Raw genomic sequence first — 20754 nt, 5'->3', positions numbered from 1 at the left:
TTCGGACCGCGTCGTCCGGGTGGTTGCTGCACTGAGCTGGGAGTGCACCCAGCGTCGCAGCGGATGGGGTGAGCCACATCACACCGATGGGGGATAGGGGTCTGCTGCCAGGGGGAAATCCGGGGATGGTGTCACTCCGAGGACAGACGCCGATCGACCGTCGTGGGGATGTGTGGTGGCGACCGGCCCGCCGACACTGGGACCACTTCGGTAATCCAGTCGTGAAGGAGGCCACCATGCCCACCGTCGTCTACCACCTGCCCGACGGTTCGAACAGCGTCGTCGAGGTGCCCGCCGGACAGTCGGTGATGGACGGATCGGTCCGCAACAACCTGCCGGGCATCATCGCCGAGTGCGGCGGCAGCTGCTCATGCGCGACCTGCCACGTCTATCTGGGCGAGGATGCCGCGCAGTGCTTCGGTGAACCGTCGATGGAGGAGCGGGATCTGCTCGAATATCTCGAGGGCGCGAGTCCCGGCTCGCGCCTCGCCTGTCAGCTGATCGTGCGGGCCGAGATGGGCATCGTCGAAGTCACGGTCGCACAGTCCGGAGGTTAGCGAGGTGCGCGTGGTCGTACTGGGCGATCAATTCCGCGCGGTTGCCGGCGCCCAGCTTGCGCAGCACGCGTTTGACGTGAGATTTCACCGTGTCGATCGTGATGACGAGTTCTTCCGCGATCACCGAATTGGACGCGCCGGTCAGAATCAGGCGCAGCACGTCGATCTCGCGGTCGGTAAGCGGTTCCACCAGGGGTGGCCCGGCGTGCGCCGGCGTGGTGGAAAGTTCAGTGCGCGAGGGGGTTTCGATATCTTCGGCCCATGACCGGGTGCTGGTTCGCAAGAGGTTCACCTGTCTGGTGCGACGTGTCGCCAGCCCGAGCCGGGCGAAGCAGACGCCGAGCACCTCGGCCAGCATGGTGACCGAATCATGCAGCGCCGCCGTGATAGACCCGGCTATGTACAGCATCCCTGCCGGTTTCGCGTCGATGGCGACGGGCAGGATCGCGCAGCCACCAGGGAACGCCGTGCGCAGGGTAGCGACCGGTTCGGCGTCGAACTGCGGTTGTCCGGCCAGCGCCCGTGCCTCGGCCGATCCAGGAGTGATGTCGAGCGCGGGTGGCAGTTCCCGCCGGTCGGCATCCGCGGCGTCATAGACCATGACGGGAATCGCCTGGGGGCCCGCAAGCGTGCACAGCACGACGCGCTCGGATCGGCACAGATCGGCGAATCCCCGGCAGGCGCGCCGCATGAGCTCGTCGCTGGAGGACGCATCGCCGAGCGTCCGCACAATCTGTTCGAGCTGGAACATGGCGTGGCGCAGTTCGTCTCTCGCGCTGTCGCGCTGCTTATCCCGCAGTTCGAGCAGATCGACCATCCGAGCGCCGAGTTCGACGAGTCGCGGTCCCGACGCGTTGCGCATCGCGGCCATGGTGTCGGCGATTGTCCGATCCAGATCCTGTTCGGTCTCCAGTGGCCCGGGAGAATCGCCGCCGATCACGCCGGTATCCTGTCCGGCAGTCGCCGCCCGGCGTGCCACGCGGCCGCTTCGGCGCGGGTCGCCACATTGAGCTTCTTGAAGATCTGTTGTGCGTGCGATTTCACCGTACCGTCGGAAATGCACAGACGCCGTGAGATGGCCGCGTTGGTCGCGCCGGTCGCCATCAAGGCCAGCACGTCGCGTTCGCGTGGGCTCAGCGGCGCCGGGTGCGCCGTGCTGTCCGGGTCACCGTCGATCCGCACGGGCGGGCTGCCAGGTGCGGTGACCTCGCCCAGGGTGACCTCGCCCAGGGTGACCTCGGACTCCTCGAGGTCGCGCAGGGAGCGGGCCAGTCGCTGCAGTTCGGCCTCGGTGCGCTGATTCTGCTCGGCGATCCGGCCGCGCAGCGCCTGCGATTCCGTCGCCAGCGCGCAAACTTCGGCGAGCGCGCCGACGAGATGGAAGTCCGCGTCGGACAGATCGCTGTCCTGGCGGTCGACGTGGACGATGCCCACCGCGCGCTCGCCGACCACGACAGGCACCGCCAGATAGGCCGCGGATCTGCTCAGGTCGAGCAGCGGCCGGTAGGTGTGGCGGTGGATCTCCGCCGGGCTGACCGCAAAGGAACGGCGCTTGCGCACCAGCTCGGCTTCGCGCGGCGCGTCGCGCAGCGAGATCCGATGACCGTCGACCGCCGCGATCAGTTCGTGGAAGCCATCGCCCAGTTCGGGATTTACCGACACCGACATCGGCGACCACGAGGAGCCCGAGATCAGGGAGAACATCGCTTTGCTGTACCCGACCGCGGTGCACAGTTCGCGCGTGACCACGTCGGGCAGCAGCGCGCCGCCCGCGCCGCTGATGGCGCGCACCGCCCGGGTCAGTCCGCTGACATGCTGTGCGTGCACGCGCATCCGCCGGGTGAGGTCTGCCCGGATGGCGACGTCGACCGAAGCGAGGATCATGGCGACCTCGGCGGTGTGCTCGGGCACCGCCAGCCCGGCGCGCAGTACCCGGGTCAGGTAACCGCGCGCCAGCGAAAGACTGGGGTAGCGCTCTTGCAGGCGCAACAGTTCCGGATCTGGACCGATCAGCTCCCGCAGCTGGGCAAGCGCGTGTTCTGCGACGTGGGCGGCATCGCCCGGAAAGCTGTGCGGAACCACTGATAACTCCTCGAACCGATGGACCCCATGTGCTGCGGGTTCGTCGTCGCCACACACCGTGTGACTCACAACACAATACGCTATTTGTATATGGTATGTTCAAATGTTGGCAAGAGTCGCGTCGATCAGTAGGCACTCGATCAACGGGCGTCGGACTCGTCGATGCAGGCGAGCAGAGCGCGGCCGCGCCGTTCGAGTTCCAGCGCGGTCGCGAAGGATCCGATCTCCTGATTGCGCTGGAGCGCGCGTTTGGTCATGCGGACGGCGCCGAGCGGGTGCTCGGCAATGGCGCGCGCCACGGTGAACGCCTCATCCAGTAACCGGTCACCGGCCACGATGCGGTTGGCCAGGCCGATGCGCACCGCTTCCTCGGCGCCGACGACCCGGCCGGTGAACGAGAGTTCGGCGGCGCGGCCATATCCGATCAACCGGGTCAGCTGCCAGGAATTGCTGAGCTCACCCACCGACAAGCCGACCCGCACGAACGCGGCATTGAACTTCGCATGCGGTGCGATCAACCGGAAATCGGCCGCCAGCGCCAGCGACAATCCGCCGCCGGAGGCGGCGCCGTTGACCGCGGCGATGACCGGAAACGGCAGCTGCCGCAGCGCGGCCATGCCTCCTGCGGCCAACTCCTGAAACTGGAGGAACTCCCGGATCCCCATCCGGGTGATGACCGAGATCTCGTCGAGGTCGAATCCGGTGCAGAAAGCGCGCTCACCCGCACCGCGAATGATCAGCGCTCGCGCGCCGGTGTCGCGCAAGGCGTGGGCGGCCGTGCCGAACTCGGCGAACATGGTGACGGTCTGGGAGTTCATCCGCTCCGGCCGGTTTACGGTCAGCACCGCGATCCGGCCGGGATGGATATCCAGCGTCAGCGTCTCCAGCTGGGGCGGTGCATAATTCGCGAGTGCGGCGGACTCGATCTCACCCACGGTCTCTGTCATCGCGATCACCGTCCCGTGAAGTGGGGCCGGCGCTTCTGCTTGAACGCGGTCAGCGCCTCGGGCATATCCGCGCCGCGGGTCAGCAGCGCCTGGCCGCGGTTCTCCAGTTCCAGCGCCGCTGCGAAGGAGCCGATCTCCATATTGGCCTGCAATGCCCGCTTGGAAAGCTGAATACCGCCAGGGGAATTCGCGCAGATCTCCTCGGCCAGGTCGATGGCCGCATCGAGCAGAGATTCGGCTGGAACCACGGAATTGAGCAGGCCGAGCCGCTCGGCCTCGGGGGCCTCCATAATGCGGGCAGTGTAGGCGAATTCGGCGGCCTGCGCCGGGCCGATGAGGCGGGTGAGCAGCCATGAGGAGCCGAGATCACCCGCCGAGAGGCCGATGCGGACGAAGGCGGCATTGAAGCGCGCTGCCGGAGCGCCGATCCGGATATCGGCGGCGAGCGCGAGTGCCAAACCACCACCGGCGGCCGCACCATTGACGGCCGCGATAACGGGAACCCGCATGCCGCGAATGGCGGCGAGCGCCCGGGCCGCCAGCTCCTGCTGATCGAGCATCCCCAGCGCCGACAGTTCGGTGAGCCGGTCGGCATCGGCGAGGTCATAGCCCGCGCAGAAGGCCTTGCCCGCTCCGGTGATGATCAATACCCGCAGATCGTCTTCGCGATCGAGAGTGTGTGCGAGCCAATCGAGTTCGGCAAACATGGTGTTCGTCATCGCGTTCATCCGATCGGCGCGGTCGAGTGTGGCGACAACGATTCCGGGTTCGGGGCGATCCAGTCGAATCGTTTCCAGCTGTCGGCGGGTGGTCACAGAGGGCTCACTTTCGATATAGACGCAGTGGGTCACGCGAACCTCGGCGCGCGCTTCTCCAGGAATGCCGTGAGACCTTCCTTGGCTTCGCCGTGCTCGAACAGTTGCTGCTCCTGCTCGACCTCGTAGCGCAACCCCTCCTCGAGCGGCAGGTCGAAGGCGGCGTCGACGGTGCGGATGACGGCTTGCTGTGCGGGCAACGACTTTTCGCAAAGGTCGGTGGCGAGCTCGAGCGCGGCGGCCGCGGCTCGGCCGTCGGCGACGAGTCGGTCGATCAGGCCGATCGCGTAGGCCTCCTGTGCGGGTACCTGCCGGGCGCTGAGCATGATGTCGAGCGCACGACCCCGGCCCACCAGGCGGGGCAGTCGCTGGGTTCCGCCCGCGCCGGGAATCAATCCGAGCTCGACCTCCGGGAGCCCGAACCGCGCCGCGGCTCCACCGACCCGCAGGGTGCAGGCCATCGCGAGCTCGAGACCGCCGCCGAGAGCCACCCCCTCGACCGCGGCGATGGTGATCCGATCGGATCCGGCGAGCCGATCGAGCGCACCGCGCAGCCGATCGCCGTAGGCGGTGAAGGACTCGGCGTCGACGCCCTGCATGTGTTTGATGTCGGCGCCGGCCGCGAAGAATCCCGGGATATCGGACACGACTACCGCCACTTTGATGTTCCCGGCCGCGTCGGCCGCATCGAGCGCCGCACCGATCCCCTCGATGATGGCCGGGCCGAGCGCATTGGCCGGTCGTCGCCGCAGGGTGATCGTCATGATGCCGCTCTCGGCGATATTCCAGGTGACGGCTGGGGTGTCGGTGCCGGTCATGGGACCTTCCTCAGTTCTTCGGATATTGGACGTATTATCAGACCGAAATCAGGCAATGGTTCCGGCGGTGCCCGCGATGGATGCGCCCGCGAGCCCTGCCGCACCGCGAGCCGCGTTCAAAAAAGACAGGACCAACGCCTCGTCTCGGTAGTACGGATCGCCGACGCCGGTCACCGCACGGCGGCGGCCGTATTCGTAGAGAACCGCCAGCTTCCAGTGGGCCAGGGCGATGTACCAGTTCAGGTTGGTCAGGCTGCGTCCGGTGGCCACGGCATACCGATCGGCCAGCTCGGCTCTGGTCGGATAGCCGTCCTCGAGGCAGGCGGTGCCGAGTTCAGCGGTGGGCGTGAGTGGTTCGCCGGCGGCGGGATAGCACGCCAGGAAGTACCCCAGGTCGAAGAGCGGATCGCCGATCGTGGCCAGCTCCCAGTCCAGCACCGCGGCGATACGCGCCGGCGGGCACGGCGCGACGATGACGTTCCCGATGCGGAAGTCGTTATGAATGATGGTCGCTCCCGATTCGGCGGGCGCGTGGACTGCCAGCCACTCGGTGATGTCGGCGAACTCGGTCGGTGGTTGACCGTCGGCGTCCGCGACGAGTTGGCCCATCCGATGCAGATGCCGTCTGTTGAAACCTTCCGGGCGGCCTAGATCGCTCAATCCGGCGGCGCGCCAGTCGACGGCATGCAGGGCCGCCAATGTATCGATCAGGGCTTCGCCGAGGGCGCGGCGCTCGGCGGGCGCGGCTAGCGCGTCCGGGGTGTTCGTGGTGATCACCGGTCCGGCGACATGATTCATCACATAGAACCCGACGTCGAGGACCTCGCCTGCCTGGCTGGTCGCGAGTACTTGGGGAACCGGTACCCCGGTATTCGCGAGACCGTCGAGCAAGCGGGCTTCGCGGAGCATGTCGTGCGCCCCGGGCGGCACCGGAGGCGGCGGCGGACGCCGCACGATCACCGGGCGCCGTCCATCCGAAACCAGGAAGGTGAGGTTGGAGTGCCCATCGCCGATGCGTTTCGTGGTCAGCGGTCCGTCGACGATGCCATGCTCGAACAGGAAACGCCGCAGCGCGGCGAGGGTCGCGGGTGACCAGTCCCAGGTCATCGGTTCGCCTCTACCAGATGCTGGAGATAGCCTGCGGGCCAATGCGTTTCGAATTGCCCCGCGCCGGGTTCCCCGTCGATTACGGCCGCACAGGCGGCTTCGGAGATGACCGTAGCCATGCTGTCGTTGGTCGGCAGCCGGAACAGGCCGAAGCGTTCCATCGTGAGATGGGTACGGCCGCCGGTGATGTCGACGAAGACCGCGTCGAGGCTGCGCTGCGCCATGTCCCGGTCGTATCCGGTCTTCGCCTCGATGTGCGAAACAGGGATCGTGACACCGTCTTTCAGCACATATCCCGCGAAGCCCCATTCGCCCTTGGCGATCCAGATCCACCCGTTCACCGCCCGCCCGGACTCGGTGTAGGCGATGATCCACTTCCAGTGGTGCGGGACGCCCCAGTCGCGGGGGCCCCAGGAGTGGTCGCGGTGTCCCTTGCGATCCAATTCGATACGGCGGTCGCCGATTTCGAGGAATCCGGTGACGTGACCCGTCTGCTCGAGCCGGTTCTCGGCGAACCAACTCGGTAACCCGTCCGGGTTCTGGCGATAGCTGAACGCGTCGTGGATCGCCTCGAACTCGTACTGCAATCGGACGTTCGCCGAGGTGAAGCCGACCTGCGCGGTCCGGCGCAACTCGGGCTGGCGCACCGTCAGATGCTCGAATTCGAAATCGTCCAGGTCCATGCCGGACGCGACGACTCCTTGCGCCAGTTCGCGCGCGACGGGCTGCTCGTCCGGTCCCCAGACCACGACGTTGTAGCCCGTCCGGCCGCGGTCGGTCAGATACAGGTAGATCTGCAGGCCGAGCTGCTCCTCGGGCATTGTCAGCTGCCAGAACAGGGAGTCGCGCATCTTCGCGCCGGGGGCGGGCCGGTGCCGCAGATCGTCGTCGGGGCCGAAGCCCGGGGCGATGTCGCCGAGGGTGGTCACAGTCTGAATGTACAAAAGGACTGACCAAACAGCAATGGGCGAGATTTGGTATATGGTATGTCCAATAGTGCTTGTGAGATATCGAGGAGCTGCCATGCGTACTCGGGTCGGGGTGTCCGTGCACGATACGATTCTGGATCCGAGTCCGTCGCGGCGTCGCCGCATCCTGGAGCGGATCGCCGCAGCGGACATCGACCACGTGGCGGTGGGCGACCACATCAGCTTCCGCGGCGGGACCGGATTCGACGGGCTGATATCGGCGACTGCGGTGCTCGCCACGCACGACGAGCTCGCGGTGCATCTCGGCGTGTATCTACTCGGGCTGCGGCATCCGATGCCGGCCGCGCGCCAGCTGTCGACGCTGGCCGAAATCGCGCCCGCCAGGCTGGTTTTGGGTGTAGGAGTGGGCGGCGAGGACCGGGCGGAGATCCGCAATGCCGGTGTCGACCCGGCGACGCGCGGGCGTCGGCTCGATGAGACGCTGGCGCTGGTACGGGCCCTGCTGGACGGCGAGGAGGTCACCCATCGGGGGGAGTTCTTCGAACTGGACCGTGCGCGGATCCTGCCCGCGCCCGTCCCGGCCATCCCGATCATCGTGGGCGGCAAGGGCGATGCGGCGATCAGACGGGCCGCGCGGTATGGCGACGGCTGGCTGGGGCTGTTCTGCTCGGCGCGCCGGTTCGCGGCCACGCGGGAGCGCATCCTCGAAGCGGCGGATTCCCTCGGGCGCAAACCGGATCGGTTCGGCATGAATGTGTGGTGCGGTCTGGACGCGGACGCGTCGAAGGCCGAGGATCTGCTGGCCCGCAAGATGACCGCGCTCTACCACCTGCCGCGGGAGCGGTTCCTCAATGTTGCGCCTGCCGGCACGCCCACGCAGGTGGCCGACTGGCTGCGGCCGTTCGTCACGGCGGGCGCGCAGAACCTGACCATCACCGTCGCGGCCGCGTCGGTAGAAGCGGGCATCGACCACGCGGCCGAGGTGCGGGAGTTGCTGTGCGCGGCCGACTCCTGATGAACCCCGCGGGTCAGCGCTGCCGGTAGGAGTCGAGCACGCCCAACGCGCTGCGGACCATGGTGTCGGCGAGGGCGGGCGTGCGACTGACCTTGGTCGGCCAGTACGCGATCGAGAAGAGCATGCCCAGACAGGTCTGGGTCGCGATGGCGACCTGGACCGCCGTGGCATCCGGCAGGCAGCGCCGCACCGTGGCTTCCCAGCCTTCGACATACCGCAGCCGCCGTCGGTTCACCTGTCGCAGCCAGGGCTCGACCAGGGAGCGGTCTTCCCGCTGCGCGACATTGACCAGGTGCCGGTTCGAGATCGCGAACTCCACATGGTGGCGCACCAGCCGCTCGAAATCGCGATCCGGGTCCTCGTCCTGAACCCCGGTCGCGCGCCCCAATTCGTCCATGGCCTCGTTGAACAGGGTCGCCAGAATCTCGTCCTTCCCGCCGAAGTGGCGGTACAGGGCCGGCCCGCTGACCCCGGCGCGGGCGCCGAGTTCGTCGACCTTGGTGCCGTGGAAGCCCTTCTCGTAGAAGAGTTCGGCGGCGGCGTCGAGAATCTTCCGCTCTCTGTCCATCGGGCCAATCTACCTCGTTGTAAACGATCGTTATTGCATCGATCAGCTGATCACACTGTATCTCCTCGTTCCCTTGAAAACGATCGTTAACTGCCTTACATTCGTCATACGGTCGGACCAAAAAGGTCCACAGGAAGGATCGACGAGTCAATGACTGACTTCACCGACGTGACGTACGAGGTCGACAACGGACTGGCCTGGATCACCATCAACCGGCCCGACCGGTACAACTCGTTCCGCGCCCGCACCGTCGACGAACTGGTCAAGAGCTTCAAGAAGGCGTGGGCAAGTGTGGACGTGGGTGCCATCGCGCTCACCGGCGCGGGCGAGAAGGCGTTCTGCACCGGCGGCGACCAGAAGCAGCGCATGGAGAGCGGCGACTACGGCCCGTCCGACAGCGGCCTGTTCGAGGTCGATGCGCTGCACCGGGTCATTCGCGATGTTCCCAAGCCGGTGATCGCGGCGGTCAATGGGTTCGCCATCGGCGGCGGTCATGTGCTGCACGTGCTCTGCGATTTGACCATCGCGGCAGACACCGCCGTCTTCGGTCAGAACGGCCCGCGCGTAGGTTCCTTCGATGCCGGCTTCGGCAGCGGCTATCTAGCCCGCGTGATCGGTGAGAAGCGGACACGCGAGATCTGGTTCCTGTGCCGTCGCTACAGCGCGCAGCAGGCCGAGGAATGGGGTCTGGTCAACAAGGTGGTTCCCGCCGACCAACTGCGTGCCGAGGTTCGCGCCTGGGCGGATGAGATCCTGCAGCTGTCGCCGACCGCGCTGAAGGTCCTCAAGCAGTCGCTGAACAGCGACACCGAGCAATTCGCCTCGATCGGGCAAATGGCCTACTCCAGCCTGAAGATGTTCGGTGAGACCGATGAGGCGCGCGAGGGTATCACCGCGTTCAATGAGAAGCGCAAGCCTGACTTCTCGAAGTACCGGGCCAACTGATCCACTCATCGAACCGAAAGGACCAGCGGGGATGCCGGATTCCCTGTTCGCGCCCGGAGTGTTGGCGGGCAAGCGAATTCTGATCACCGGGGGTGGAACGGGCTTGGGAAGAGGGCTGGCCCGGCACCTGGTGGGTATGGGTGCCCAGGTGCACCTGTGGGGGCGGCGTCCCGCTGTCCTCGCCGAAGCGGCCGCCGAGGCGTCGGCGCAGTCGCCGGGGTCGGTGCATTGGCAGGCGGTGGACGTGCGGCAGGCCGATCTGGTCGACGCCGCGATGACGCAGATCTGGGCGCGGCACGGACCATTGACCGGCGTAATGAACAATGCGGCCGCCAATTTCATCGCCCCGACCGAATCTCTCAGCACACGCGCGTTCGAGGCGGTCACTGCCACGGTCATGGGCGGCTCCTTCAATACCACGCACGCCGCAGGCCGGCGCTGGATCGCCCAGGGCGACAAGGGCGTTGTGCTCTCCACCCTGACCACCTGGATATGGACCGGGTCGGCGTTCGTGGTGCCCTCGGCGATGGCCAAGGCGGCGATCCACGCGATGACCATGTCCCTGGCCGTGGAATGGGCCCGATACGGCATCCGGCTCAACGCCCTCGCGCCCGGCCCGATTCCCACCGACTACGCATGGGAGATGTTGAACCCCAACGAGAAGAGCTCGGTCGGCGCGACCCAGGCCGACCAGATCCCGATGGGCCGGATGGGCACCATCGAAGAACTGGCGAACCTGACCGCCTTCCTCCTGTCGGACGCGTGCGACTACCTCACCGGCCAGACCATCGCCATGGACGGCGGCCAAATGCTTGCCGGCCCGGGCACTTTCGCCGGGCTCACCGCGATGTCCGCCGAGGACTGGGCGGACGCGCGCGAGCGCAGTAAGGCCGCCAACGCGGCAAGCAAGGCACAGCGAAGTGTCTGACCAATACTTGCGGCAGCGAATTGGGCGGGCCTCGGATCAACCATCCGACGCTCGCCCATTGCCTGTGTGTGCAGGGTCAGCCTGCGGAGACACCGCCGTTGATGCCGATCGCCCGGCCGGTGGCCTAGAGAGCCTTGCGGAATTCTTCGTGCTCATCTCGCCCAACTCGGCCGACCGGATACCGGCCACTACGGGTCCGCGACACCTTGTTCTGCAAGTGGCCGATTCCCGCTGTCAGCCCCAGATCCCAGGGGCGCGGGCAGGAACCGTCAGTTCGGCGACTATGCCGTAGTGGTCGCTCGCCTGAACCGCACCCTGCGGCTCGACACCGATCAGGTCGACGGACCGCACCTCGAGCGTGGGCCCGAAACTGCCGCCTCGCACCATCACGTAGTCGATGCGCCGTCCGGCAGCGGAGAACATGTCGCCGCGGGCGACAAGCGCGTTGTCCGGGGTGAAGGTATGCCCGGGATCGTTGGGTCGCAGCACTTCCCACGCGTCGTGATAACTTACGCTCACGCCCGCCAGTGACTGGCGGCCGGTCCAGAACCGTATGCTCGACGAGTTCGGGGTGGCGTCGAAGTCGCCGACCACGACAACGTGTGCGTCGCGTCCGTCGAGCACTTCTTCGATGAACCGGGCAGCCTCGACCGCCTGCAACTCACGTTCGTGTTCGTAGTCGAACTGGAAGACCGGTTTGTGGTGGGCGACATGCAGTGTCCCCAACGGTTGCGGAGCACGGATTTCGGCGACAACCACAGCCGACCATGGGAACACCGCCGCGCGATCGGTGACCCCCAGGCTGTGCTCGTGAATCTTGCCGAACGGCCAGCGGCTGGCCAGCGCCAATCCGACGCCATCGGGTGTTGTCCGAGAGTGCCACGCGACGTGCCAGCCCGGGCCGAGCAGATCGGCAATGCCCTGATTCCGGTCCGCACCGGCGTCGACCTCTTGCAGAGCGATGATGTCGGGGTCAGTTGCCCGCAATTGTTCTGCCACGACTTTCTTCCGGTGATGCCAATCGGCAAGCAGCGGCGACAGGACATTGAAGGTTGCCACACGCACAGAACCCACGGATATCTCGTGGCCGGTGTTCGGCTCGGGATTGATCACGATGGACATAGTCCCAGGCGCACGTAGTACAAGCCCCCGATACCCGACGCAAGTGGCTACGGCAACCGAGCATCGTTGTTTTCCACGATTACACCTTGTACCCGGCCAAGCTGACGGCAAGGTCGCGATCCTTCGGTGTGTACGGGTGTCGCCGGGCACCGGGCCGACATCGAAGACTCTGTCGACCCAGTACTCGGCTACTCCAGATCCCGTACATATGCTTGTGGGGCATGCGGGCGGCGGTCGGCGAGAACGCGCTCGTCACCGGTCCCGTTCAGCATCAGCGAGTAGACCACGGCGGACCCGACCGCCTGCGGCCGACGCTGATCATGATCTTCGGAGAAGACTCCTGAGCAGCGCGGAAACCGCAGGCGTGCGGGCTCGATCAAGCCGGGAAGGACGAGCGGGCGTGGTAGCCATAGTCTGCGAGCAATGAAACACCATTCACCGCAACAGAATTCGGCGATGCCAAGCTGAGGACGAGCCATGCGATGTTTTCGGGGGTGCTCACCGGATAGTCCACCCCGGCGAAGGATTCTATTCCCATGCCATCGCGTGACATCGGCGTGTCTACGATCGAGGGGCAGACGCTGTTGACTCGAATGCCGTGTGGCTCATGCAATTCCACGGAAAGCGCCCTGGTCAATTGAGCTACCGCACCCTTGGAGGCGTTGTAGGCGAGCATGCCCGGGGCGGTAACGAATCCCGAGTCGCTTCCGACCAGTGTGTACGTCGGGTCGACGCCTTCCTTGAGGTACGGCAGCGCGAGCTTGGCGGCCAGAAAGGCGCCGAGGACGTTGATTTTCTGGACTTCGAGAAAATCTGCTGCTTGGACCTGGTCGACAGTCTCGCCGAGCGCCCCGGCGATACCCGCGCTGTTGACGACATGGTCCAGTCCGCCGATTTCGGAGACGATCGAAGTGACTGCGTTGCGCATCGAATCCTCGTCGGCTACGTCGCCGACGGCTCCGACGATTTTCGCTTCGGGGTGGGCCGCGCGAAGCGTCTTCAGAGCCGAATCCATTCGTTCCGGGGAGCGCCCGATGATCCCCACGCGTGCCTGCTCGCCCGCGAATAGGTCCGCGACGGCCAGCCCGATCCCCGAGGTGCCGCCGGTGATGAGGACATTTCGACCTTGGAATCCGAGGTTGATCATTCTTCTGCTCCTGGATGAGATGAGATGAGATTACTGCAAGCCGGCTACGGCGCATGAGCTCCGCCCAACCGGGGTGAATCAGGAAAATTGCCGGAGCCGCGCCGAGCAGCGAACCGAACCTTACTGAGCGACGTGCCGGTGGAGCAGTTCTTTCGCGAGGTCCACCACTAGCGGCCGAATATATTCTAGGACGAAATCCGAAGTCTCGTCGCCGGGGCGATCCGCCGCCCAGCCCAGATAGGTGAGTCCTCGGGCCAGGAGCATCGGGCGTAGTGCCGCGTAATCGTGATCGTCCAACTCCCGCACGCTGCGGTAGCCGTCGCACAATGCGCTGAGAACAGCCTCGGATCGAGGATGCGGCTGGTAGAAGAAAAACGCTGTAGCGAGATCGAACAAGTAGTATCCGTGACCGCTGTCATCGAAATCGATGATGGTCATTCGCTGCTCGTCGACCAGAACATTCTCCGGTGTGAAGTCCGCGTGGATCTGACCGTACCGCCCGGGGAGCCGGCCATACTCCTCCAAGGTGCTGAGCAGCATGGGAATCGCCTCCTCGACAATCGCGCCGCCGAGAGCGTCGTCACCGAAGGCGCGTCGCGGGTCGCCCCATACTGCGCGGTCGCCGACCAGGCCCGGCGCATCCCAAGCCGGGCGCACCGACTTTCCTTGTTCGATGGAGATGACCGCATTGTGAAATTCCGCGATCAGCGCGCCGAGTGCTCGGAACCGGCTTTCGTCTATCAGCGCTTCTCCGAGGAAAGCCGTTCCGATATCGCCGAGTGGCACGGCCCCGTCCACCCAAACGAGCATGTCCACCTGATGCAGGTCTCCGTCGTCGTCGGCAGCAAAACACAGGCGACTGCCGTCGGCGGATGTGCAGACGCGCGGGACGGCGACACCGGCATTTCCCAGGGCGCAAATAAGATCGAGTTCCTCGGCTATCTCGCTATCGCTGCGGTAACCTGAGCGGTGGATTCGCAAGGCGCGGCTTTCGCCCGCCATGTCCACTTTGAAAACGTAGTTCTCCCGGTATTTGACAAAGGATATCAGCGCATCGGCCGTGGCACCATAATTGTCCAGAGCGCGGCGCGCGACTCGCTCCGCGGACTCGATATCGGAAATCATGATGGCGTTGCCCTCTCTCTAAGACTTGCAGCTGGCCCCACTGCTGAGCGTCGACTGCTCAGGTAGCGGGCGCCCCGGCCCTGCAATTTACGCAGACGGTCCGGCAACAGTCAATACCCAGGGGGAGGAATCTTAATGGTGCGTTCATCTTTTAACTGTCGTGTAACACGCCGTGATATTGCTGTCATCGCAAGTCTTCCAGGGCCTCATATCGCATCCGATACCGCCCAGTGCCCACTGGTGCGGCCGCGAGAACGCAACGCCGTGCTTCGTAGCCGCGCGAGGTCGCCATCGACAGCGCGCATCGGGGACTCGAGTAATTCTCGACGGGAACGCTGCCCGTCACTGCGAGAGCCCGTCCCGCCTCGCATCCGGCGCAAGGCGGGATGCGAGGCGGAGTCGTCGGAATCCGCCGGCCGGTCAGAGCACGACGGTGATCACCTTCTCTTCGGTGTTGGCTTCGATGCCGGCCCAGCCGAGTTCTCGGCCGACACCACTGGTCTTCATACCGCCCCACGGCAGAGCCGGGTCGATGGCCGCCCAGCCGTTTACCCAGACCGCACCGGCACGGACTTTGCGTGCGAGGCTATGGGCGTAGGACACGTCCCGCGTCCAGATGCTGGCGGCGAGGCCATAGTCGGTGTCATTTGCGATGCGAATGGCCTCGTCGACATCGTCGAATGGGATCACGGTGCCGACAGGGCCGAAGATCTCTTCGCGGGCAATCGTCATCTCGTTCGTGGCGTCGGCGAAGATTGTCGGCTGTACGAAATAGCCACGGTTGCCGGTGCCCCCGCCGCCCGCCACGAGGCGGGCGCCGTCCTGGTGGCCCTTCTGGATGTAGCCGAGCACGCTCTCGCGCTGCTTGGCGTTGACCAGCGCGCCCATGGTGGTGGCCGGGTCGAGCGGATCGCCGAGGACCTGCGCGGCGGCGGCAGCAGCAAGCCCATCCACGGCCTGAGCGTACAGCGAGCGATGCACCAGCACCCGGGTGCCGGCCGCGCATACCTCGCCCTGGTTGAAGAACAGACCCATGGCGGTGCCATTGATCGCGGCCTCGACATCGGCATCCGCCAGGATGATCTGCGGGGACTTGCCACCCAGTTCGAGGGTGACGCGCTTGAAGGTTTCGGCGGCGCGCTGGGCGATGAGCCGCCCGACCCGCGGGCTGCCGGTGAAGCTGATCTTGTCGATGCCCGCGTGGCGGACCAAAGCGTCACCGGCGACGTCACCCAGTCCGGAAACGATGTTCACGACACCGTCGGGCAATCCCGCTTCCTGCAGCAGCTTGCCCAGGTGCAGAATCGACAGCGGCGCGTCCTCCGGCGGTTTGATCACCATGGTGTTGCCGGTGGCGAGTGCGGGCGCGATTTTCCAGGCGGCGATCATCAATGGTGTATTCCAGGGGATGATCGCGCCGATCACACCGATCGGCTCACGCACGGTGTACGAGTGCGTCGGCCTGCCCATGTATCCGGCGGTCGGTATGACACTGCCGGATACTTTGTCGGCCCAGCCGGCGAAGTGCCTGAAGGTCGCTGCGGCGTTGGGGATGTCGAGCACAGTGGGCTGGCCGATCGGCTTGCCGATGTCCAGCGCCTCCAACCGGGCCAGGATCTCTGCGTCACGCTCGATGAGATCGGCGACTCTGTTGAGGATCCGGCCCCTGGCGACGCCGGGCAGGTTGCCCCATTCCCCGTGGAGCTGGGATCCCGCCGCAGTGACCGCCTCGTCGACATCCTGCGGGGTGGCCGCGGCCACTAGCGTGAGTTCGGTCTCCGTAGCGGGGTTGATGTCGACAAAGGTCCCGCCACTGGCAGCCTCGCGCCACTTGCCGCCGATGAACAGCGATGTCGCCGTGTCCGCAGGCAGTGCCGAGGCGATCGTCGGCTCGGGCAACGTGCTCATGGTGCTCCTTGTCTTCACGCCGGAACCGGCTTCGCCGGTCCAGCGGGCGGTCATGACCCGGGCCACGCATAGTGACCTGGGCCATAACTCTGATGATTTGCGGCGGGAATTACTTGTTGCTGGGCGCACAGCCGCTTGGTCGAATGCGAACATCGGAGCGGCTACGCGGTCTCGTGAGACGCTACGTGCGCACCTTGATCTCGATGGCCGCAGCCTCGCTCCGGAGCGTGTCGTTGCGGTACTCGCGCGGCGGCACTCCGAACTCCTCCTTGAAAATCTTCGAGAAGTGTGAAGAGTCGGCCAGTCCGTGCCGGCTGCAGATCGCGCCTATACTCAGGTGCGCCATGCGCGCGTCGGCCAGGTCCTTGCGGCATTTCTCCAACCGGCGGCGCCGAATCCAACCGGCGACAGTCGCCCCGTCTCCTTCGAATAGCCGCTGCAGGTATCGCGGTGAGATGTGGTGGTTCTCGGCGATCATTCTGGTGTTCAGGTCGATATTGCTCAGGTGCGCCTCGATGAATGCCTTCGCACTTGCCAGCAGGACCTCACCCGAATGCTCGTGATCGGCGGGGCTGCCGACCTCCAGTACGGCTGAAACCAGGTCGAAGACGGCGCTCTCGAGCATCGGGGAATCCCGGAAGCCTTCGTCGGCGAGACTCCGTCGCAGCCCGTACAAGAAGGGAGAGAGCACGCCGCCGATCCCTTGTTCGCCATTGATACTTCGGGCCACCGCCGAAGCGAGATCCTGTTCGCGAGAGCGGAGTTCCGCACGCGGAAACATCACCACGAACATCGCGCACGACCCGGTGAACTCGACGCGGTACGGCCGCGCAGTGTCGTAGATGGCGAAATCGCCCGGTGTGAGCACGGCCTCATGGCCGCTCTGGCGAACGATGCTGCGTCCCTGCACCTGCATACCGAGTTTGATCAGACCTGGATCGGAACGGCGGATCATCCCGGGGGTGCGGCTCACCACGACGGCGCCACCGGACACCTCGCTCAACTGGATACTGCCGAGAGTCCGGGACCGGAGCTCGCCAACGAAGCCCAGTGCGGACGCCGACGACCTGAGAGCCGCCTCGAGCGGCACGAATTCGGCTGAGATGGCTTCACGCCACGGCCCGAACGCCAGCTCGGAACGTCCGCGGCCGACTGTGGCGATGTCCGCATCGTCCGCGGGGCGGTGGCTGGTTTGCAGCATCGAGTACCTCACGACGGCTAGTCATCGATCAATCGCTTGGTGTCGCCGAGGGTATCAGCGGCGCCGCAAGCCCGATTGCTGACGTCCTGCCTGTCGGCGAAATGACGGACGAATCGCGCCAAGCCGACGCTGCGACCTCGTCGAGGGTGAAGCCGAAAGCGCGGGCCGACGGCAGTCCGTGCGCCTCGGCCATGATACGCCGGTGATCCTGTTCCGCATCGCCGCGGGTGGGCTTCTCGACTGGTCGCGCTGCAGCGTTCCTCATGGCGGCCTCATTCGATCCGGCTGCGTGGCCCGGGTGCAGTCATTGAAAATAATCTGAACTAAGCGTACAAGTATTTAATAACTAGTTCAAGTTGACTGTGATGCTGGTCGAATGCGCATTCGTGCGCTGGGCCGCGGCGTCGCAACCGGGAGGTCGCGAAGTGCGGCGCCGTCCGATGTCATCGATTGATAGGGAAAGAACATGAGTGGTGCGCTGAGGCGTTGGCCTGCCGAACGTGCGGCGCGTGAGCTTCGGAGCGGGGAGAGCTCCTCTGCGGCGGTCGCGAGCGTCGCCATCGCTCGTCCGGAAGGGATGAGCACTGGGCCGCACAGCACTGGGAACGTGCTGAGCGATGCTCTCGACCACGCCCGAGACGCCGATGTGGCGGGAGCCCGAAGTGGACATCGGAGATCCCTGCATAGCGTCTGCGCGGCAACCAAGCCGAATACCGATGTGTCGGGGTCGCACCACCTAGCGGGATTGTTCCCGCCCGAACGTGATCTACACCTGCGGATCTCGATGGCCGGTATGGTCTTCGAGTACACCGCAGCGGCGGCGGCGGTACGCAATTTGATCCACGATTGGCGGCGAAAGCGCTGGTGCACAATCGAATTGATCGGCGAAGCCGTTGAGGATTGTCGGCTGCTGCCGCGGCTTCCGTGCGAACGGTTGTTTCTCGGACCGTGACCGTGCGACGACGAGCCGCGAACGCCGCGTGGCGGCCCGCTGAAGGTGCGGGCCGCCACGCGGTGCAATGGGCGGTGCCGGCCGTCCTGGGTGATGCCTCTTTCGGCTAGGCCTTGGCGGGGAGCACGCCGTTGTCGTGGACCAGGCGGCCGCCGACGTGGGTGCGCAACACGCGCGTCGTTGGGAGCGCGTCGATTTCGCAGGTGATCGGGTTGCGGTCGACGATGGCGAGGTCGGCGTGGTTGCCGGGGGAGAGGGTGCCGATTCCTTCCCAGCCGAGCAGCTTCGCGCCATTCGCGGTCCACATCGCGAAAGCCTCGGCACGCGAGATGGCCTGTGCGGGGCCCGCATTGGTGCGACCGCTCGGGAACATCTGGTGGGTGACGGCGATCTGCATCTGCTCGAAGGGGTTGGTGGGTCCCCAGTCCATGCCGGCGGCGGCGGAGAGCCCGGCGTCGAGGTGGGTGCGGAAGGTGTTGAGCAGCGTCAGCGCCTCGGGGCCGAACCGTTCGGCGATCATGTCGCCCTTGCCGAAGGTGAAGCTCGAGCTGACGGTCAGGTCGAAGCCCAGCTCGGCGAGTCGCTTCGACTGGCCCGGGCGGGTCATCTCGGCATGCTGGATGATGCCGTCGAAGCGATCGAGGCCGTACTTGCGGATCGTCTCTTCCGCCAGCGCGATGGCCTCGTCGTGCTCGTCGGGGGTGATCGAGACGACGTTCAGACGCAGCCCGTGCTCGGCGCAGAAGTCGAAGGCCAGCCGCATGTTCTCTTCGCTGATCGCGCGATGACCATGGGTGACATTGCCGTAGGGGTCCAGGTAGCCGTCGTGCGACAGGACGTTACCGCTGTAGCAGGTGCCGTAGGTACACGCGGTGACACCGTCGACACGCATCCAATCGTCGTCGCGCGTGCGCATGGCCAGTGCTGTTTCCAGCAGTGCGCGGGCCTCCTCGACCGACTTGGGCCGGTCTCCCGGCAGTGCCGTGCCCTGCAGCTCAGGGGCTGCCTGGACGCGCAGGTTCAGCAGGCCCTGCGCGCTGAGGGCGCGATAGAGCTCGATCTGCGGGATCTCGATGGCGTGGCCCTCGTACACCGTGGTGATGCCCATGGCGTTGTACCCCTGGACACCCTTCAGCAGAGCGTCGACGACCAGGTCGCGCTGGATCAGCTCGGGCATCTGCTCCCGCAGGCTGTTGAAGAACGGGTCCTGGTTGTAGTAGCTCGTGACACTGCCGCGCAGGATGCCGGTCGGGGAGCCCGCACTGTCCTTTTCGATCCAGACGTTGTTCACGCGGTCGGGGGTCGAGGCGGTGATGCCGACCTTGGCCAGGGCCGCGGAGTTCATCGCCACGACGTTCGGCAGCACGGGGGCCACTGCCTGGATCAGCACAGGGTGGTCCGGAGCGGCTCGGTCGAGGACGTACCGGTCGGGCAGGGCCCCTTCGGCGAGGTCGTGCCAGGAGCGCCGGTGGAAGTAGTGGTACTCCCCGACCGGAGTGGTCAGGATCCACTCTCCGGCGGGAACCTCCGCGGCCTTCGCTCGGATCGCCGCAATGATGTCGGAGTGGTTGCGCGCCTCGGTGATATCCACGAGCGGGGCCCGCATCGCGGCGAAGTGCATCAAGTGCGGGTGGGTGTCGATCAGACCGGGGATCACGGTGGCCCCGTCCAGGCTCTGACGCTCGACTCCCGTGCCCGCGGCGCTCAGAACCTCGGCGTTCGAACCGACCGCGGCGACGCGGCCGCCGCGGATGAGGATCGCCTCGGCGGCTTCGCCTTTGGAATCGACTAGTACCTCGCCATCCGTGTAGACGACATCCGATTGTCCGGTAGGTGATACCTGGCTCATTTTCACTCCTGCTTGCCGGTGAACACGACTGAAACAATCCCCGGAATTCGGGGTCGCCACACCGACGTGGGACGCACCCCAAAAGGAATCGATAAGAAACGTAGCACCATCCTCTCGGCAATTAATGCCGAGGAGCGCGAATTCGGGTGTGGCTCTTCTCGCTTTGACACCCTCTGAGGTGTCTGACCAGCATTCCGGCCCGCCCAGCTGCGACTTGACAAATCGGCATGAGTCCGACCACCGGGTGCGAGCTTCCGGATCGGGTACACGCCGATCGAAAAATTTCAAATCGATATCGCGATGCACTGCTGGTTGCCGGGGAGACGCGCAGCCCGGGAACGCTTTCGGCGTCGGCTCGGCCTCAGGTAATCGGAATGATTCGACTAATGGAAGTGCGGGAATCGACACGGAAAAAGATGGGTATACGGTAGATGCGATTCGGCTGTGGCATTTGCCGAAAATGGTCGGAAATGGGCAGACCTTCTGATCCGTGGAGACGGCACGGCGTATCAGAGTCCGCGAAACGTCAGTGGGTGCCGCGCGAGGTTGGCCGAGCACGGCGATCCTCGGCGGCCGAGGCCTGCTTTTGACGTAGCGATCTGTCGCCGGGACGGCAGCAGCGAGCATGCCGGCAGGGGGAAAAGCGGGACGCTGCGACGTGCACTATCCAGCCTGGGTTCAGGAACGGGCGAGGTGGCGGATGCCGGCTGCGCAGGCGATCGCGTGCGCGTACGGCGGG

19 protein-coding genes are annotated in these 20754 nt (G+C 65.6%); 5 read left to right on the top strand and 14 right to left on the bottom strand.

Translation table 11 applies throughout. The annotated features are described in order from the left end of the window. The first annotated feature begins 236 nt into the window (after nucleotides 1-236). Nucleotides 237-557: a 2Fe-2S iron-sulfur cluster-binding protein gene (locus ACT86A_RS23795; protein ID WP_445094419.1), complete on the top strand. Its 321-nt coding sequence runs from the start codon at nucleotides 237-239 to the stop codon at nucleotides 555-557. On the opposite strand, the gene ACT86A_RS23790 is transcribed toward ACT86A_RS23795, so the two are convergent. The 7 genes from ACT86A_RS23790 to ACT86A_RS23760 form a co-directional block, all read right to left on the bottom strand. Beyond that, nucleotides 532-1497: a helix-turn-helix transcriptional regulator gene (locus ACT86A_RS23790; protein ID WP_445094418.1), complete on the bottom strand. Its 966-nt coding sequence runs from the start codon at nucleotides 1495-1497 to the stop codon at nucleotides 532-534. The two genes, ACT86A_RS23795 and ACT86A_RS23790, sit on opposite strands and share 26 nt — an antisense overlap. Then, a complete protein-coding gene (locus tag ACT86A_RS23785) occupies nucleotides 1494-2639 on the bottom strand; it encodes a LuxR C-terminal-related transcriptional regulator (protein WP_445094417.1) in 1146 nt (381 codons plus the stop codon). Before ACT86A_RS23785 ends, ACT86A_RS23790 begins: the two co-directional genes overlap by 4 nt. A gap of 140 nt (nucleotides 2640-2779) precedes the next feature. Beyond that, the gene (locus ACT86A_RS23780; RefSeq protein WP_445094416.1) at nucleotides 2780-3586 is read right to left on the bottom strand and encodes an enoyl-CoA hydratase/isomerase family protein; all 807 of its coding nucleotides are present in this window, start codon (nucleotides 3584-3586) and stop codon (nucleotides 2780-2782) included. A gap of 5 nt (nucleotides 3587-3591) precedes the next feature. After that, a complete protein-coding gene (locus tag ACT86A_RS23775) occupies nucleotides 3592-4401 on the bottom strand; it encodes an enoyl-CoA hydratase/isomerase family protein (protein WP_445094415.1) in 810 nt (269 codons plus the stop codon). A gap of 32 nt (nucleotides 4402-4433) precedes the next feature. Next, on the bottom strand, nucleotides 4434-5219 hold the full coding sequence (locus ACT86A_RS23770; RefSeq protein WP_445094414.1) for an enoyl-CoA hydratase/isomerase family protein: 786 nt from the start codon (nucleotides 5217-5219) through the stop codon (nucleotides 4434-4436). A 48-nt stretch (nucleotides 5220-5267) separates the two neighbouring features. Next, nucleotides 5268-6326: a phosphotransferase family protein gene (locus ACT86A_RS23765; protein WP_445094413.1), complete on the bottom strand. Its 1059-nt coding sequence runs from the start codon at nucleotides 6324-6326 to the stop codon at nucleotides 5268-5270. Continuing rightward, entirely contained in the window at nucleotides 6323-7255 is a 933-nt protein-coding gene (locus ACT86A_RS23760) for a DUF7064 domain-containing protein (RefSeq protein WP_445094412.1), read from the bottom strand. Before ACT86A_RS23760 ends, ACT86A_RS23765 begins: the two co-directional genes overlap by 4 nt. Nucleotides 7256-7349: 94 nt before the next feature. Between ACT86A_RS23760 and ACT86A_RS23755 the strand changes: the two genes are divergently transcribed. Then, nucleotides 7350-8270 (top strand): LLM class flavin-dependent oxidoreductase, encoded by a 921-nt coding sequence (locus ACT86A_RS23755; RefSeq protein ID WP_445094411.1) that lies wholly within the window; start codon nucleotides 7350-7352, stop codon nucleotides 8268-8270. Between the two features lie 13 nt (nucleotides 8271-8283). Here ACT86A_RS23755 and ACT86A_RS23750 read toward each other — a convergent pair whose 3' ends face one another. Further along, nucleotides 8284-8838 (bottom strand): TetR/AcrR family transcriptional regulator, encoded by a 555-nt coding sequence (locus ACT86A_RS23750; protein ID WP_445094410.1) that lies wholly within the window; start codon nucleotides 8836-8838, stop codon nucleotides 8284-8286. A gap of 150 nt (nucleotides 8839-8988) precedes the next feature. Between ACT86A_RS23750 and ACT86A_RS23745 the strand changes: the two genes are divergently transcribed. Further along, nucleotides 8989-9783, top strand: coding sequence for an enoyl-CoA hydratase-related protein (locus ACT86A_RS23745; protein ID WP_445094409.1), 795 nt, complete (start codon nucleotides 8989-8991; stop codon nucleotides 9781-9783). A gap of 31 nt (nucleotides 9784-9814) precedes the next feature. Further along, entirely contained in the window at nucleotides 9815-10711 is an 897-nt protein-coding gene (locus tag ACT86A_RS23740; RefSeq protein WP_445094408.1) for an SDR family oxidoreductase, read from the top strand. A 234-nt stretch (nucleotides 10712-10945) separates the two neighbouring features. Here the strand turns inward: ACT86A_RS23740 and ACT86A_RS23735 are convergent, their stop codons facing one another. After that, entirely contained in the window at nucleotides 10946-11785 is an 840-nt protein-coding gene (locus ACT86A_RS23735) for an endonuclease/exonuclease/phosphatase family protein (RefSeq protein WP_445094407.1), read from the bottom strand. Between the two features lie 269 nt (nucleotides 11786-12054). Here ACT86A_RS23735 and ACT86A_RS23730 point away from each other — a divergent pair, with 269 nt between their 5' ends. Next, nucleotides 12055-12177 (top strand): hypothetical protein, encoded by a 123-nt coding sequence (locus ACT86A_RS23730; RefSeq protein ID WP_445094406.1) that lies wholly within the window; start codon nucleotides 12055-12057, stop codon nucleotides 12175-12177. 32 nt (nucleotides 12178-12209) lie between these two features. Here the strand turns inward: ACT86A_RS23730 and ACT86A_RS23725 are convergent, their stop codons facing one another. From ACT86A_RS23725 to ACT86A_RS23705, 5 genes are all read right to left on the bottom strand, one after another. Then, nucleotides 12210-12980 carry an SDR family NAD(P)-dependent oxidoreductase gene (locus ACT86A_RS23725; protein ID WP_445094405.1) on the bottom strand — a complete coding sequence of 257 codons (771 nt, stop codon included), beginning with the start codon at nucleotides 12978-12980 and terminating at the stop codon, nucleotides 12210-12212. A 120-nt stretch (nucleotides 12981-13100) separates the two neighbouring features. Beyond that, nucleotides 13101-14105, bottom strand: a complete 1005-nt coding sequence (locus ACT86A_RS23720) for a phosphotransferase enzyme family protein (RefSeq protein ID WP_445094404.1) — start codon at nucleotides 14103-14105, stop codon at nucleotides 13101-13103. Between the two features lie 420 nt (nucleotides 14106-14525). Then, on the bottom strand, nucleotides 14526-16013 hold the full coding sequence (gene styD, locus ACT86A_RS23715; RefSeq protein ID WP_445094403.1) for a phenylacetaldehyde dehydrogenase StyD: 1488 nt from the start codon (nucleotides 16011-16013) through the stop codon (nucleotides 14526-14528). A gap of 181 nt (nucleotides 16014-16194) precedes the next feature. After that, complete coding sequence (locus ACT86A_RS23710; RefSeq protein ID WP_445094402.1) at nucleotides 16195-17214, bottom strand: AraC-like ligand-binding domain-containing protein; 1020 nt, start codon at nucleotides 17212-17214, stop codon at nucleotides 16195-16197. 1058 nt (nucleotides 17215-18272) lie between these two features. Next, nucleotides 18273-20015, bottom strand: coding sequence for an amidohydrolase (locus ACT86A_RS23705; protein ID WP_445094401.1), 1743 nt, complete (start codon nucleotides 20013-20015; stop codon nucleotides 18273-18275). Between the last annotated feature and the right edge of the window lie 739 nt (nucleotides 20016-20754).

This window comes from Nocardia glycosmidis, assembly GCF_052545115.1.
Note: the sequence above shows the minus strand (reverse complement) of the source record. Positions and strands in the feature narration are given on the sequence as shown.